The 15,643-nt window shown below is 73.0% G+C and carries 13 protein-coding genes; 11 read left to right on the forward strand and 2 right to left on the reverse strand.

Annotated elements, in window-relative coordinates; translation table 11 throughout:
- The first annotated feature begins 10 nt into the window (after nt 1-10).
- The 3 genes from ACZYRU_RS08480 to ACZYRU_RS08490 are packed head-to-tail and all read left to right on the forward strand — an operon-like array spanning nt 11 to nt 2,562.
- The gene (locus tag ACZYRU_RS08480) at nt 11-994 is read left to right on the forward strand and encodes an NADP-dependent oxidoreductase (protein WP_488956645.1); all 984 of its coding nucleotides are present in this window, start codon (nt 11-13) and stop codon (nt 992-994) included.
- A 12-nt stretch (nt 995-1,006) separates the two neighbouring features.
- Complete coding sequence (locus ACZYRU_RS08485) at nt 1,007-2,044, forward strand: Dabb family protein (RefSeq protein ID WP_488956646.1); 1,038 nt, start codon at nt 1,007-1,009, stop codon at nt 2,042-2,044.
- Nucleotides 2,045-2,094: 50 nt separating this feature from the next.
- Nucleotides 2,095-2,562, forward strand: coding sequence for a hypothetical protein (locus ACZYRU_RS08490; protein WP_488956647.1), 468 nt, complete (start codon nt 2,095-2,097; stop codon nt 2,560-2,562).
- 9 nt (nt 2,563-2,571) lie between these two features.
- Here ACZYRU_RS08490 and ACZYRU_RS08495 read toward each other — a convergent pair whose 3' ends face one another.
- Nucleotides 2,572-3,717, reverse strand: a complete 1,146-nt coding sequence (locus ACZYRU_RS08495; protein WP_488956648.1) for a PucR family transcriptional regulator — start codon at nt 3,715-3,717, stop codon at nt 2,572-2,574.
- A gap of 82 nt (nt 3,718-3,799) precedes the next feature.
- Between ACZYRU_RS08495 and ACZYRU_RS08500 the strand changes: the two genes are divergently transcribed.
- The gene (locus ACZYRU_RS08500) at nt 3,800-4,735 is read left to right on the forward strand and encodes a proline dehydrogenase family protein (RefSeq protein ID WP_488956649.1); all 936 of its coding nucleotides are present in this window, start codon (nt 3,800-3,802) and stop codon (nt 4,733-4,735) included.
- A 39-nt stretch (nt 4,736-4,774) separates the two neighbouring features.
- Nucleotides 4,775-6,412: an L-glutamate gamma-semialdehyde dehydrogenase gene (gene pruA, locus ACZYRU_RS08505; protein ID WP_488956650.1), complete on the forward strand. Its 1,638-nt coding sequence runs from the start codon at nt 4,775-4,777 to the stop codon at nt 6,410-6,412.
- Nucleotides 6,413-6,659: 247 nt separating this feature from the next.
- On the opposite strand, the gene ACZYRU_RS08510 is transcribed toward pruA, so the two are convergent.
- Entirely contained in the window at nt 6,660-8,462 is a 1,803-nt protein-coding gene (locus ACZYRU_RS08510; protein ID WP_488956651.1) for a DHA2 family efflux MFS transporter permease subunit, read from the reverse strand.
- A gap of 83 nt (nt 8,463-8,545) precedes the next feature.
- Here ACZYRU_RS08510 and ACZYRU_RS08515 point away from each other — a divergent pair, with 83 nt between their 5' ends.
- The 6 genes from ACZYRU_RS08515 to ACZYRU_RS08540 all read left to right on the forward strand — a co-directional run bounded on the left by ACZYRU_RS08515 (nt 8,546) and on the right by ACZYRU_RS08540 (nt 15,590).
- Nucleotides 8,546-9,181, forward strand: a complete 636-nt coding sequence (locus tag ACZYRU_RS08515) for a TetR family transcriptional regulator (protein ID WP_488956652.1) — start codon at nt 8,546-8,548, stop codon at nt 9,179-9,181.
- 52 nt (nt 9,182-9,233) lie between these two features.
- Nucleotides 9,234-10,553: a serine hydrolase domain-containing protein gene (locus ACZYRU_RS08520; protein WP_488956653.1), complete on the forward strand. Its 1,320-nt coding sequence runs from the start codon at nt 9,234-9,236 to the stop codon at nt 10,551-10,553.
- A complete protein-coding gene (locus tag ACZYRU_RS08525; RefSeq protein WP_488956654.1) occupies nt 10,550-11,605 on the forward strand; it encodes a dipeptidase in 1,056 nt (351 codons plus the stop codon). Before ACZYRU_RS08520 ends, ACZYRU_RS08525 begins: the two co-directional genes overlap by 4 nt.
- Before the next feature lie 88 nt (nt 11,606-11,693).
- Entirely contained in the window at nt 11,694-13,763 is a 2,070-nt protein-coding gene (locus ACZYRU_RS08530; protein ID WP_488956655.1) for an ABC transporter ATP-binding protein, read from the forward strand.
- Between the two features lies 1 nt (nt 13,764).
- On the forward strand, nt 13,765-14,715 hold the full coding sequence (locus tag ACZYRU_RS08535) for an ABC transporter permease (RefSeq protein ID WP_488956656.1): 951 nt from the start codon (nt 13,765-13,767) through the stop codon (nt 14,713-14,715).
- A complete protein-coding gene (locus ACZYRU_RS08540; protein WP_488956657.1) occupies nt 14,712-15,590 on the forward strand; it encodes an ABC transporter permease in 879 nt (292 codons plus the stop codon). The genes ACZYRU_RS08535 and ACZYRU_RS08540 overlap by 4 nt, the downstream gene beginning before the upstream one ends.
- Nucleotides 15,591-15,643: the final 53 nt, after the last annotated feature.

The following is a 15,643-nucleotide window of genomic DNA, read 5'->3' on the forward strand; positions in this document are numbered from 1 at the left end:
GCTCGGCGCCATGTTCGCAGTGATCATGAACGAGACAGGCGGCCCCGAGGTCCTGCAGTACGGCGAGATCGAGACCCCCGAGCCGGGTCCCGGAGAGGTGCGGGTGCGGGTGGCGTACGCCGGCGTGAACCCCGCCGACTGGAAGAACCGGCAGGGCATGCTGGCCGCCTTCCGGCCCTACGTCTTCCCGTACGTGCTGGGCTTCGACGCGGCCGGCGTCATCGACGCGCTCGGCGAGGGCGTCACCGGGTTCGCCGTCGGCGACCGCGTGGTCACTCCGACCAACCATGGCCAGGGGGCGCAGGGCAGCTACGCGGAGTACGCGGTGGCGAACGTCGACCGGGTGGCGCTGGTCCCGGAGGGGATGGGCTTCGCCGAGGCGGCGGCTTTGCCGGTGGCCGCGCTGACGGCGTGGCAGGCCCTGCGGCACAACGGCGGCGTGCGGCCCGGCCAGCGGGTGCTGGTGCACGGCGGCTCCGGCGGTCTCGGCAGCTTCGCGGTCCAGTTCGCCCGCGCTGCCGGCGCCCGGGTCGCCGCGACCTGCAGCACCGGCAACGTCGCCTACCTGCGCGAGCTCGGCGTCGAGCGGGTCATCGACTACGTCACCGAGGACGTCACCGCCGCGGTCAAGGAATGGGCCCCGGACGGCCTCGACCTGCTCGTCAACACCGCGGGCGCGAGCTCGCTGACCCACGGCCTCGACCTCGTCCGCGAGGGCGGCGCCTTCGTCAGCATCCCGACCCTCGTCGACGACGGGGACATCCCCGCCGACGTCGCGGCCGCCGCCGTGCGCGGGATCGAGCGCGTCTACTCGATGATGACCGACATCGACTGCGCCCCGGCGCTCGCCACGATCGCCGGCCTGGTCGTCTCCGGCGAGGTCACGCTCCCGGAGATCCGTGAGTTCGACCTGCGCGACGCAGCAGTCGCCCACGAGGCGATCCAGACCGGCCACACGCGCGGCAAGATCGTGCTCAAGGTCGCGGACCTCTGAGGGGCATCGGAGATGATCACACCGATCGTCGTCCAGGACCGTTTCGAGGTCTTCGCCGCCGACCTGCCGCGGCTGCGCGAGCTGCTCGACGGCTACGCCACCGGCGCGGCCGCACGCGGCCTCACGCTCGTCGACGAGCAGGTCTCCCCGCCTCTGGCCCTCGCCGACCAGACGGTCGTGCTCTGGGTGCGCTGGAACCTCCCCGACGCGGGCGGCTTCTGGACCGCCCGCGCGCAGACCCACGCCCCGGACATCGTGCAGCACTGGGCCGACGTCGACGCCCTCGTGGTGTCCCGGGCCCGGACGTACCTCCTCGCGCCGGACCAGGTCGGGCCGGCGCCCGCGGACACCCGGCCCGACGCGGTCACCCCGACCCGGTGGCGCGAGACCGCGCAGCTGTACCTGCCCTCCGGCGCCGGCGAGGCGGAGATGAGCGCACTGGCGGCAGTGCTGGCCCGGGCGGTCGAGCTGCCCGGTATCGAGGCCGCGATCCTGAGCCCGAACTACCTCGCCGACCTCGGCGCCGGGCACCTCACCTGGGACCTGGTGTTCCCCGACCGGGAGACCGCCGAGGTCGCGCGCAAGTCGGAGCTGTGGACCGACGTACTGCTGCCCGCGCTCGAGGCGCGCTGCGCGTCGTGGTCGGCACTCGGGCTCGACACGATCGGTGCCGGCGCCCGCGAGCCCGGCATCGCCGGCGGCGTCAAGCGCACCGCGCTCTTCCGCCTGCTGCCGGGCGTCGACCCGGAGGTCGAGGCGGAGTTCGCCCGCGACACCCTGGCCATGCCCGCGCACATCACGTCGATCCGGAACTGGCGCCTGAGCCGGGCGGTCCCGCTCGACTGGGACGCCACCGACGGCACGGCGTGGGACTTCGTGTGGGAGCAGGAGTACGCCGATCTGGACGGGCTCACCGTCGACTACATGATCCACCCGCACCACTGGGCGCACGTCGACCGCTGGTTCGACCTCGAGTCCGGCGCCCAGGTCGTGCAGCCCGCGCTGTGCCACGCGTTCGCGGGACTCGCGGAGGGCTTCATCGTTCGCTGATCCCGTGCTTCCATGGATCCGGCACCCGCGCGACCGACAGGACGGCACCCATGGACGACACGAGCTGGGACGGCGCCCGCAAGCTGCGGGTCAGGGAAGCACTGCGCGGCCGCGTCGAGGACGCCCTCGCCAGCGCCCGGCAGGCCGTGGCCGACCAGCGCGGCGCCGCCGAGCTCGACCAGGCCGACGTCCACGACGTCGACGACCTCTCGCAGTCCGACGAGGGCGGCGATCTGGCCGGCCTGTTCGGCGGCGTCGTGGCCCGGCGCCAGCAGGAGCTCGTGCGGATCGACGCCCTCGACCTCGCGCCGACCGACGTCGTCGCGGACGGCGCGATCGTGGCGTTCGGCGGTGACCACTACCTGGTCGGGATCGCGGCCGAGGCCTTCGAGGTCGACGGCACGACGCTGGAGGGGATCGCCGCAGACTCCCCGCTGCACGCGGTGATCGTGGGGTTGAAGGCGGGCGACGACTTCACGATCGGCGGCACCGAGCACCGGCTCGACCTGGTGGTCTGAGCTTCGTGATCAGCCCGTGAGGTACGGCGCCAGCTCCAGCGCGAGGTGCAGCCGCAGCCGGTCCGGGCCACGGCCGAGGTCGTAGCCCGTCGCCTGCTCGACCTGCCCGATCCGGTGGTAGACGGTCTGCCGGTGCACGGCGAGCCGGGTCGCCGTACGTCCTGCGCTGCCGGCCTCGTCGAGCCAGACCCGCACCGTGTCGAGGACGTCGGGGGCCGCGGCGGCGAGGAAGGTGCGCACCCGCGGGTCGATGACGGCGGCCTCGAGGTCGTCGTCGCGGGTGACGCCGAGCAGGGCGAGTGGGCCGAGGGACTCCCAGCGCACGACGGTGCCGGGCTCGGCGGTGCGGGCGACGCGGAGGCTGACCCGGGCGCCGCGGTGGGCGGCGGCAAGGGCGTCGATGCCCGCGACGGTGGGGCCGGTGGCGGCGCGGGTGATCCGGTCCAGGCTGTCGACGCGGCGGCCGAGGCCGAGGGCGGCGAGCAGGTCGGTGAGCCCGTCCGTCTCGTCGACGAGGGACGCGCGGACCACGGCACAGGCCACGCCCGGGCTGGACCGGACCCAGACCACGCCGGAGCGCGAGGGCCGGCTGGCCACCTGGTCGAGCAGCTCGGGACGCTCGAGCAGCACGCAGGTCACCGGCTCCTGGAGGTCCAGGCCGCCGGCCTGGGCCAGGTCGACCGCCGACGCGCGCGCGGCGAGCCGGCCGCCCTCGACCAGCTCGCGGAAGAGCGCGTCGCGGTGGGCCTGGCGGCGCTCGGCCACGTTGAGCAGCCGGGCCGCGGACTCCGCGATCCGGGTCGCCTCCGGCCAGGTGGACGCGGGGATGCGGCCGTCGGGGTCGATCAGCCAGAAGTACCCGTGCACCCGGTCCAGGTGCCGGGCCGGGACGCACAGCCGGGCCACGATCCCGAGGTCCGGGTCGGCCGGCGTACGCAACGGGCCGGGGGAGTCCTCGATGCCCTGGCCGCGGAACCACACCAGCACGTCCTCGGTCGAGCGGCGCTGCAGGATCGAGCGCTGCCGGATCGAGTCGACGACGTCGTCGCCGCGCTGGTCGGAGAAGCCGATCAGCCGGAAGTCGGGGTCCTCGAGGGTGCAGGGGGCGTCGGTCAGCCGGGCCATGTCCTCCACGAGGTCGTCGAGCGAGCTCACCGGACAAGTGTCACACGTTTGCGGCCGAAAGATGTGACAGGTGTCCGTTCCGTGTGACCAGGCACCCTCCTAGCGTGGAAGCATGCTCGACCAGGCCCTGAGCCACACCCTGAACCGCGCCTCGCGCAGCGCCCGCGCCCGCCGCGCGGTCGAGTCGTTCCCGGTGACCCGCAAGGTCGTGGACCGGTTCGTGCCGGGCGAGACCACCGCCGACGCGGTCGAGGCGACCCGCGGCCTGGTCGCCGCCGGCCGTTCGGTCACCATCGACGTGCTCGGCGAGGACGTCCTCGACCTCGCCGGCGCCCGCTCCATGCGCGACGCCTACCGCGACCTGCTCACCGCGCTCGCCGAGTCCGGCTGCGCCGCCGGCGCGGACGTCTCGCTCAAGCTGTCCGCGATGGGCCAGGCACTGCCCGGCGGTACGACGATCGCCACCGACCACGCGGCCGAGATCGCCGAGGCGGCCGCGTCCCTGGGCTGCACGGTCACCCTCGACATGGAGGACCACACGACCGTCGACTCGACGCTCGCGATCGGCAACACCCTGCGGGCGACGTACCCGTTCGTCGGGAACGTGCTGCAGACCAACCTGCGTCGTACCCCCGGCGACATCGCGGACCTCGACGGCACCGGCGCCCGGATCCGGCTGGTGAAGGGCGCCTACCGCGAGCCCGAGACGGTCGCGCTGCAGCGCAAGGCCGAGGTCGACCACGCCTACGAGCGTGCGATCGACGCGCTGATGACCTCCGACTGCTACCCGATGATCGCCACCCACGACCCGGCGATGCTCGACCGCGCGGTGGCCGCTGCTGTTTCCGCCGGTCGCGGCGCGGACCGCTGGGAGGCGCAGATGCTCTACGGCGTGCGCCCCGAGCTCGAGCAGCGGATGGTCGACGAGGGGCACCGGATGCGCGTCTACATCCCGTTCGGGACCGACTGGTACGGGTACTTCATGCGCCGGCTGGCCGAGCGCCCCGCCAACGTCGCCTTCTTCCTGCGCGCCCTCGCGCACCGCTGAGCCGTTCCGCCACCCCCGCTTCCTGAGAGAGGACCTGACATGGACGCCATCACCACCCCGCCGGCTCCCGTCAACGAGCCCAACCTGACCTACGCCCCGGGCAGCGCCGAGCGCGACGCCCTCGTGGCCCAGCTCGACGCGCTCGGCGGTACGACGCGCCAGCTCGACGCGCACATCGGCGGCGAGAAGGTCGTCGGTGGCGGCGAGGAGATCGCCGTCGTACAGCCGCACGCGCACCAGAAGGTCCTCGGCGTGCTGCGCAACAGCACCGCCGACGACGCGAAGTCCGCGATCGCCGCGGCCCGCGAGGCCGCCCCCGGCTGGCAGGCGCTGCCCTTCGACGAGCGCGCTGCCGTCATCCTGCGGGCCGCCGAGCTGCTCGCCGGCCCGTGGCGCCAGAAGCTCAACGCCGCCACCGTGCTCGGCCAGTCGAAGACGTCCTTCCAGGCCGAGATCGACGCCGCGTGCGAGCTGATCGACTTCTGGCGGTTCAACGTCCACTTCGCCCGGCAGGTCTTCGCCGAGCAGCCGATCGCCAATGCGCCGGGCATCTGGAACCGCACCGACCACCGCCCGCTCGAGGGTTTCGTCTACGCGATCACACCGTTCAACTTCACCGCCATCGCCGGCAACCTGCCCACGGCGCCCGCGCTGATGGGCAACACGGTGATCTGGAAGCCGTCGCCCACCCAGCAGCTCGCCGCGTCGCTGACGATGGAGCTGCTCGAGGAGGCCGGCATGCCGCCGGGCGTGATCAACATGCTGCCCGGCGACGGCCTGGCCGTCTCCGAGGTCGCTCTCGCGCACCCGGACCTCGCGGGCATCCACTTCACCGGCTCCACCGCGACCTTCCAGAGGCTGTGGGCGACCGTGGGGGCCAACCTGCCGTCGTACCGGACCTATCCGCGGCTGGTCGGCGAGACCGGCGGCAAGGACTTCGTCATCGCGCACCCGTCGGCCGATCCGGACGTGCTGCGCACGGCGCTGATCCGCGGCGCCTTCGAGTTCTCCGGCCAGAAGTGCTCGGCCGCCTCGCGCGCCTACGTCCCCGCCTCGCTGTGGGCGCGGATGGGTGCCGACCTGGCCTCCCAGACCGACGCGCTGCCCGTCGGTGACCCGACCGACTTCTCGAACTTCACCGGCGCCGTCATCGACGCCCGCGCCTTCGCCAAGCACAAGGCGGCCCTCGAGCGCGCGGCCGCCACCCCCGGGCTGCAGGTCGTCGCGGGCGGCACGGTCGACGACAGCGTCGGGTACTTCGTCCGCCCGACCGTCGTCGTCGCCGAGGACCCGGCCGACGAGATGTTCTCCACCGAGTACTTCGGCCCGATCCTCGTCGTCCACGTGTACGACGACAGCCGGCCCGGCGCCTTCGAGGAGGTCGTGAAGCAGGCCGAGTCCGCGGCGCCGTACGCGCTGACGGGGTCGATCCTGGCCACCGACCGCCGCGCGATCGACTGGGCCAGCAACCACCTGCGCTTCGCTGCCGGCAACTTCTACGTCAACGACAAGCCCACCGGCGCCGTCGTCGGCCAGCAGCCCTTCGGCGGTGGCCGCGCCTCCGGCACCAACGACAAGGCCGGCTCCGCGCTCAACCTGCTGCGCTGGACCTCGCCCCGCTCGATCAAGGAGACGCTGGTTCCCCCGACCGACCACCGCTACCCCCACATGGGCTGACCCGGCTCGAACTGGCTCCTAGATCACGCCGACCCGGCTCGAACTGGCTCCTAGATCACGCCGACCCGGCACAAAATGGCTCGAAAATGACGCCGACCCGGCAGAAGATGACCGCTCGCGGTGCCATTTTCTGCCGGGTCGGCGAGAAATTCGGGCCACTTTCTGCCGGGTCGGCGCTGATCCCGGGCCACTTTCTGCCGGGTCGGCGCTGATCCCGGGCCACTTTGTGCCGGGTCGGCGAGGACGGTCAGCCGCCGTAGGGGACGGTGATGATCTCCAGGTTGTGGCCGTCGGGGTCGGACCAGTAGAGCCCGCGGCCGTCGTCGGTGCGGTTGATGACGCCCTCCTGGCGGTGGAACGGGTCGGCCCAGAAGGTCAGGCCGCGCTCGACGATGCGGGCGTGGATCGCGTCGAACTCGTCGTCGCCGACGAGGAACGCGTAGTGCTGGACGGTGACCGGGCCGGGGTGGGCGACGACGTCGAGGCTGACGCCGTTGCCCAGCTCGACGACCCGGAAGGGGCCGTAGACCGGGGCGTCCGGGAGGCCGAGGACGTCGGTGAGGAAGGCCGCGGTGGCGTCGCGGTCGGTGGCGTGGACGATCGTGTGGTTGAGCTCGATGGTCATGGTCAGGCTCCCTTCGGTTCCAGTGTGCCTCGCTGCCGGCAGCAGGGCGGCCGGGACGACGGCGAGGACGGCGATGGCCAGCGGCCACCAGAAGGCGGCGCCGAACGCGTCGGCGGGGACGGCGGCGGCGGCGGTGAGCTGGTGCTGCAGGACCGTCGCGAAGACTGCGGTGGCGACGACGCCGCCGGTGCGCTGGGCGATGCTCATCGTCGTGGTCGCGCGGGGGATGGCGGCGTGGTCGAGGGCTGCGTACGCCGCCGCGCTGGTCGGCGCGAAGATGCAGCCGGCGCCGAGGCCGATCGCGAACAGCGCGACTCCGAGGTACACCTGACCCGGGTCACTGCCGACCGCGGTGTAGCCGAGGAAGCCGGCGGCCAGCAGTCCGACGCCGGCGAGCACGACGGCGCGACCGCGGCCGCGGTCGACCAGCCGGCCGGTCAGGGCCATCGCGAGCGCGGCGCCGACGCCCTGCGGGACCAGCAGGAGGCCGGTCTGCAGCTCGGTCTCGCCGCGCGCGAGGAGGTGGTAGAGCGGGAGCAGGAAGCCCGCGCCGGTCAGGACGCCGACCGCGAGGAACTGCACGGCGGTCGCGGTCGCGAAGCCACGCGTGGCGAAGTGGCGCAGCTCGACCAGCGGCCGCTCGGTGCGCAGGGCGTGAGCGACGAAGACGGCCAGGAGCACGGCGCCACCGGCGATCCCGGCGACTGCCTCGGCCGACGATCCGGTGGGGCTGGCGAGCGCGGTGACGCCGTACGCCAGGGCGACCAGGCCGGGGGAGAGCAGGGCGAGGCCGAGGACGTCGAGCCGCTCGCGACCCGCGCCGCGGGAGTCCGCGAGGGCGCGGACCGACCAGGCCAGGCAGGCGAGGCCGACCGGGATGTTGACCAGGAAGATCCAGCGCCAGTCGACGCTGTCGATGAGGACACCGCCCACGACCGGCCCGAGGATCGGGCCCAGCATCATCGGGATGCCGACGACGGCCATCGCGCGGCCCATCCGCTGCGGGCCGACCGCGCGCGCGACCATGGCGATGCCGACCGGGCTGACCAGGCCGGCACCGGCGCCCTGGAGGACCCGGAACCCGATGAGGGACGGTGCCGACCAGGCGGCGCCGCACAGCAGCGAGCCGAGGGTGAAGACGCCGACGGCGAGCAGCCAGACCCGGCGGGCGCCGTACCGGTCCATCGCCCACCCGGCGAGCGGGATGGTCGCGGTGAAGGCCAGCAGGTAGCCGGTCATCACCCACTGGATCGTGGTGAGGGAGACGGTGAACTCCGCCGCGAGCCGGTCGGTGGCGACGCTGACGATGGTCGCGTCGAGGACGGTGGTGATCATGCCGAGCACGACCACGGCGATGACGGTGCGGGCCGTCCGGTCGAGCGGTGCCGCGGCCGGGGCAGCGGCGGGGGTGGCGGTCTGGCTCATGACCGCTCTCCTTTCATGTGGTGGATCTAAAGTTATAGTGACTCTAAGTTTAGAGTGAAGCAAAGTCAAGGTAGGGTGCCGTCATGGCCGAGCCGGGACTGCGCGAGCGCAAGAAGCAGGAGACGCGACAGCGGATCACCGAGGCCGCGATCGAGCTGTTCGCCGAGCGCGGGTTCGAGCAGGTGCCGGTCGCCGACATCGCCGTCGCCGCCGACGTCTCCACCGCCACGGTGTTCAACTACTTCCCGGCCAAGGAGGACCTGATCTACGACGGGATGGCCGCGTTCAACGAGCACCTGCTCGCCGCCGTCCGCGACCGTCCCGCGGGCCAGCGCGTCGTCAGCGCCTTCCGTGAGTACGTCGTCCAGCCCCGCGGCGTCCTCGCCGACCCCACGTCCCCGGTGCTCGCCAGCCTGTCCCGGATCGCGCGGATCGTGCAGGACAGCCCGAGCCTCCAGGCCCGCGAGCGGCTCGAGGCCGACCGTGCCGTCGCCGCCCTGCGCGAGCTGCTGGCCGACGAGCTCGGCGACGACCTGCGCTCCTGGACCGTCGCCTCCGCGCTGGTCGGCACCACCCGTGGGATGACCCGCGAGGTGCAGCGCGCGGCCGCCGAGGGCACGATCGACGCCCGGCTGACGAAGCGGCTCCTCGCCTCCGCCGCTGCGGCGATCGACGTCATCCAGATCGGGTTGGTGGAGGCGACGAAACCGGTCCGGTGAGCCGGTCCTGATCGACGAAGGGCTGGTCGCCCGGCCCGCCTAGGCTGCGCCCATGCGCGGGATCGACGACTGGCTGCAGCGACGCCTTCCGGAGCTGCTCGAGGAGACCGGCGTGCCCGCCGCCGCGGTGGCGGTCGCCCACGGCGACGAGGTCGTCGAGGCCGCCGCCGGCACCCTGAGCGCCACCACCGGCGTGACCGCGACGACCGATGCGATCTTCCAGGTCGGCTCGATCACCAAGGTGCTCACCGCGACCCTCGTCCAGCAGCTCGCCGACGAGGGCCTGGTCGACCTCGACCGCCCCGTCCGCACGTGGCTCCCCGACCTCCGCCTCGGCGACGAGTCCGCCGCGTCGGTCATCACGGTCCGACAGCTGCTCACCCACACCGCCGGCTTCGAGGGTGACGTCTTCACCGACACCGGCAAGGGCGACGACTGCGTCGAGAGGTACGTCGACCTGCTCGCCGACGTGCCGCAGCTGTTCGCGCCCGGCGACATGTGGTCCTACAACAACGCCGGGTTCTGCGTCTTGGGCCGGCTGGTGGAGGTGGTCCGCGGGGCGCCGTACGACGCCTGCCTGCGCGCCCACCTGCTCGACCCGCTCGGCATGACGGGCGCGGCGACGGATCCCTACGAGGCGGTCCTGCACCGCACCGCGGTCGGCCACGTCGACGGCCGACCGACGGACGTGTGGGCGCTCGCCCGCTCCAACGCCCCGGCCGGCTCGATGCTCGCGATGCGCGCCCGCGACCTGGTCGCCTTCGCCCGCCACCACCTCACGACCCCGGCCCTGGCAGCGATGCGGGAGCCGCAGGTGAGCCTGCCGGACCTCGGCCAGGGCGACGCCTGGGGGCTGGGGTGGGAGCTCTTCCAGCTGGCCCCGACGCCGATCGTCGGCCACGACGGCAACACCATCGGCCAGTCCGCCTTCCTGCGGATGCTGCCCGAGCACGACCTCGCTGTCGCCGTGCTCACCAACGGCGGCCCCGCCAAGCTGCTGCACCGCGCGGTGACCGGGCACGTGCTCCGCGAGCTCGCCGGCGTCGACCTCCCGCCGCCGCCCGCACCGCCCGCGACCAGGACCACCCCCGACCCGATCCGGTACGCCGGCACCTACGCCTCCGACGTCGGCCAGACGGTGATCAGCCCGGACGGGCAGGGGCGCCTGTGGCTCGACCGCACGCCGCTCGGCGTGCTGGCCGAGATCGACGAGCCGCCGTACCGCACCGAGCTGGTCGCCTGGCGCGGCGACACCCTGTGGCCGCTCGAGCCCGAGGGCGGTGTCCACCAGCCGGTCGCCTTCCTCGGCGACGACGGGACCGGGCGGGCGGCGTACCTGCACACCGGACGAGCCGACCGGAGGACCCGATGACCGACCCCCGCAGGCTCCACGACGAGGCCGTCGTCGCAGACACCCACAACGACCTGCTGTGCGCGGTCGTCGCCCGCCCGGTCGAGCGGTGGGCGTCGTTCTTCCGCGAGCAGTGGCTGCCGCAGCTGCGCGCCGGCGGCGTCGACCTGCAGACCCTGCCGGTGTTCATCGAGGACCCGTACCGGCCGGAGGGCGCGCTGCGCCGCACCCTGCGGATGATCGAGGCCGCCCACCGGCTCGCCGAGGGCAACGCCGACGAGGTCGCGCTGTGCCGCGACGGCGCGGACATCGACGAAGCCCTGGCCAGAGGCAGGATCGCGCTCGTCCTCGCCCTCGAGAGCGCTCCTGGCATCGGCGACGACGTCGAGCTGCTGGAGACCCTGTTCCGGCTGGGTGTCCGGGTCGCGTCGCTGGCCCACTTCGGCCGCACCGCGCTCGCCGACGGCAGCGGCGAGGACGGCACCGGCGGCCGGCTGACGAAGGCAGGGGTCGCGGCCCTGCAGGAGATGGAGCGCCGGGGCCTGCTCTTCGACGTCAGCCACCTCGGCCGCGCCGGCGTCGAGCACGTCCTCGAGCTGGCGACCCGTCCCGTGATCGCCACCCACTCCTCGGCCCGCGCCCTGTTCGACCACCACCGCAACCTGACCGACGCGCAGATCCGGGGGATCGCCGCGGGTGGTGGCGTGGTGTGCGTGAACTTCTTCGCGCCCTACCTCCACGCCACCGACTTCTCGATCGACCGGCTGGTCGACCACCTCGAGCACGTCGTCTCCGTCGCCGGCATCGACCACGTCGGGCTCGGTCCGGACTTCGTCAAGGAGGTCCTGGCCGACACGACACCGCCGTGCTGCGAGGTCGCCTTCGTCGAGGGCGTGCCGGCAGACGCGTACCTGCCCGGGCTGGAGGGCCCGGCCGGGCTGCCGCTGGTCACCGAGGCGCTGCTGCGGCGCGGCTGGGCGGAGGCGGACGTGGTCGCCGTCCTGGGCGCGAACGTACGACGCCTGTACGCCGCCGAGCTCGGCCGCCCCGGCCGCCCGGGCCGACCCGCATGAGCCGGTTCGTCCCCGCCGACGAACGGCCCACCCCAGCTCGGGCGGCCCGTACCAACACCGGGCGTGACCCGCGTCGCACCATCGTTGCGTGGCAGAGCGCACCGCAGAGAGCACCGCAGTGATCACCGATCCCGCCCCGGCGACCGACCGGGTGCTGAGCGTCCGCGACCTGTCGGTGGAGATCCGCCGCGGCGACCGCGTCGTGCGCCCGGTGTCCGGCGTCAGCCTCGACCTGCACCGCGGCGAGACCCTCGGCATCGTCGGCGAGACCGGCTCCGGCAAGTCGATGACCGGCCTGGCGATCATGGGGATGCTGCCGTCCGGCGGCCGCGTCACGCAGGGCTCGATCGACTTCGGCGGCACCGAGCTGGTCGGCCTGGACACCCCCACTTATCGGGGGATCCGCGGCAACGACATCGCCATGGTCTTCCAGGACTCCCTCACCGCGCTCAACCCGACCCGGCGGATCGGCGACCAGGTCGCCGAGCCCGCACGCCTGCACCAGGGCCTGTCGAAGCGGGCCGCCCGCCAGCGGGCCGAGGAGATGCTCGCCCTGGTCGGGATCCCGCGTCCCGGCGAGCGGATGGACGACCACCCGCACCAGCTCTCGGGCGGCATGCGGCAGCGCGTGATGATCGCCATGGCGCTGGTCTGCGAGCCGAAGGTCGTCATCGCCGACGAGCCCACCACCGCCCTCGACGTCACCATCCAGGCCGAGATCCTCGACCTGCTCGACGACCTCCGCGCTCGGCTCGGGATGGCGATGATCCTGGTCACCCACGACATGGGCGTGATCGCGCGGCACGCCGACCGCGTCGGTGTCATGTACGCCGGCCGGCTGGCCGAGACCGGACCCGCCACCGACCTCTTCGAGCACACCCGGCACCGCTACACGCAGTCGTTGCTCGCCTCGATCCCGTCGCTCACGCACGACCGCGGCGAGGAGCTCTACAGCATCGGCGGTGCCCCGCCGGACCTCTCCACGACCCAGGTCGGGTGCGGCTTCGCGCCCCGTTGCGCTGCCGCGACCGACCGGTGCCGCACCGAGCAGCCGCCCGTCGCCACCGAGGGCGCACACGCCTTCGCCTGCTGGAACCCGGCCACCGGCCCGGTCCAGCACGCCGCAGTCCGCATCGCCGAGCCGGCACGCGCGACGGCGGACACCGAGAGCGGCCCGCGGCTCAGCGTCGTCGACCTGCACCGCGAGTACCCCGCGGGTCACGGCACCTGGTTCGGTTCGAAGCGCACCGTGAAGGCGGTCTCCGGTGTCAGCTTCGAGGTCGCGGCCGGCGAGACCTTCGGCCTGGTGGGGGAGTCGGGCTGCGGCAAGTCCTCGCTCGGTCGGATGCTGGTCGCGCTCGACCGGCCCACCTCGGGCGAGGTCGTCTTCGAGGGCCGCTCGGTCACGACCATGAAGCCCCGCGAGCTCGGCAGCCACCGCGCCCGCCTGCAGATGATGTTCCAGGACTCCAGCGCCGCCCTCGACCCGCGGATGCGGATCGGCGCCGTGCTGCGTGAGCCGCTCGCCATCCAGGGCATCGGCACCCGCGCCGAGCGCACCGCCACCGCCCGCGACCTGCTCGCCGACGTCGGCCTGCCCGCCACCGTGCTCGATCGGTTCCCCCACGAGCTGTCCGGCGGCCAGCGCCAGCGGGTCGCCCTCGCCCGGGCGCTCGCCCTCGACCCGACGGTGCTCGTCGCCGACGAGCCGGTCAGTGCGCTCGACGTCTCGATCCGCTCGCAGGTGCTCAACCTGATGCGCCGGATCCAGCGCGAGCGCGGCCTGAGCAGCGTCGTCATCTCCCACGACCTCGCCGTCGTGCGCTACCTCGCCGACCGGGTCGGCGTGATGTACCTCGGCAAGCTCGTCGAGAGCGGCACCGCCGAGGAGGTGTACGCCGTACCGGCCCACCCCTACACGGCGGGCCTGCTGGCCGCCGTACCCGAGGCGTCACCGACGGCCCAGCCACCACGCGCCGAGCGGGTGCGGGGCGAGCTGCCCAGCCCGCTCGACCCGCCCAGCGGCTGCCGGTTCCGCACCCGCTGCCCGCTCGCCACCGAGGTCTGCGCCGAGGTGGAGCCGGTCCTCGAGGACGTCACTGCCACCCACCAGGTGGCCTGCCACTTCCCGCTGCAGAACAAGTCCGGAGGTGCCTGACATGGCCTGGTACGTCGCCAAGCGGCTCGCCGTCTCCGCCGTGGTCCTCCTCGGCATCTCGGCCGTCGTCTTCTTCCTGCTGCACCTGGTCTCCGACAGCCCCGGCCGGGTGGTGCTCGGCCAGCGCGCGAGCCCGCAGGCCGTCGCCGACTTCAACCACGAGCACGGCTTCGACCGCCCGGTGCTGGTGCAGTACGTCAGCTACCTCGGCCAGCTGCTGCACGGCGACCTCGGCCGCTCCTACAAGCTCAACCAGGACGTCGGCACCCTGCTCCAGCAGAACGCCGGCCGCAGCGCGATGCTGTCCCTGGCCGGGCTGGTGCTGGCGCTGCTCATCGCCGTCCCGCTCGGCATCCTGCAGGCGGTCCGGCGCAACAGCGTCGTCGACCGGGTCGCCACCGGCCTGGCGTACGTCCTCTACGCGACGCCTGCGTTCCTGCTCGGCCTGGTCCTGATCGCGGTGTTCAGCCAGCAGCTGGACCTGTTGCCGGCGGAGGCCTCCCCGTCGCACTCGCCGTGGGTGGTGTTCACCGACCCGCGCTCGATGGCACTGCCGGTCGTCACCATCGCGGTCACGAGCATCGCGATCTTCAGCCAGTACCAGCGTTCGGCGGCGCTCGACCAGCTCGGCCAGGACTACATCCGGGTCGCGCGCGCCAAGGGCCTGCCCGAGCGGCTGGTGCTCACCCGGCACCTGCTGCGCAACGCGTGCCTGCCGTTGATCACCCTGGTCGGCACGATGATCCCGCTGCTGCTGGCCGGCAACCTGATCGTCGAGTCGCTGTTCAACTACTCCGGTCTCGGGCTGCTGTTCCTCAACAGCCTGCAGCGCGAGGACTACCCGGTGCTCCTCGCCTACACCCTCATCGGCGGCGTGCTGACCGTCGCGGGCAACTTCATCGCCGACATCGCGGTGGCCCTGGCCGACCGCAGGATCGAGCTGGCCTCATGACCGCTCTGGACGAGACCCCCGTGGCTGCGCAGGTTCCGGCCGGCTTCCGGGCTGCCGTACGACGGATGCGGCACCACCCGCTCGGCCTGGCCGGCGGGGCGCTGCTCCTGCTGATCGTCGCCTTCTGCTACCTCGGGCCGCTGGTGTGGAAGACCAACCAGACCGACGTCAACCTGCTCGACGCCGCGCTGCCGCCGGGCCCCGGGCACCCGCTCGGCACCGACACGAACGGCTTCGACGTCCTCGGCCGGCTGATGGCCGGCGGCCAGGTCTCGCTGCAGATCGGCCTGCTGGCGGCGATCTTCGCCACCACCTTCGGCACCGTGTACGGTGCCGTGGCCGGTCTCGCGGGCGGGGTCGTCGACGGCTTCCTGATGCGGATGGTCGACGTGCTCCTGTCGGTGCCGTTCCTGTTCTTCGTGCTGATCCTGTCCGCCCGCTTCCACGCGAACGCGTGGACCCTCGCGCTGGTGATCGGCGCCTTCTCGTGGTTGATCTCGGCGCGACTCGTGCGTGGAGAGGTGCTGACCCTGCGGGTGCGGGAGTACGTGCTCGCGGCCCGGGTGATGGGCGCCTCGCGACGTCGGATCATCTTCGCGCACCTGATCCCCAACGCGATGGGCGTCATCATCGTCAACGTCACCTTCCAGGTGGCCGACGCGGTGCTCGTGGTCGCGGCGCTCGGCTTCCTCGGCTTCGGGTTGAGCTATCCGACGACCGACTGGGGCAGCCAGCTGGCCAGCGGCGTCACCTACATCTCGGCCGACTACTGGTGGCTGATCTATCCCGTCGGCGGGTTCATCGTGCTCACCGTGCTCGCCCTCAACCTGCTCGCCGACGCGCTGCGCGACGCCGTCGGGCGCAAGGCTGACTGAGCCCGGTCCTGCCCGACCGCGCGGCCCTGTCGTGCTGGACCGACGGATCGGCG

Source organism: Nocardioides sp. F233 (assembly GCF_057813895.1).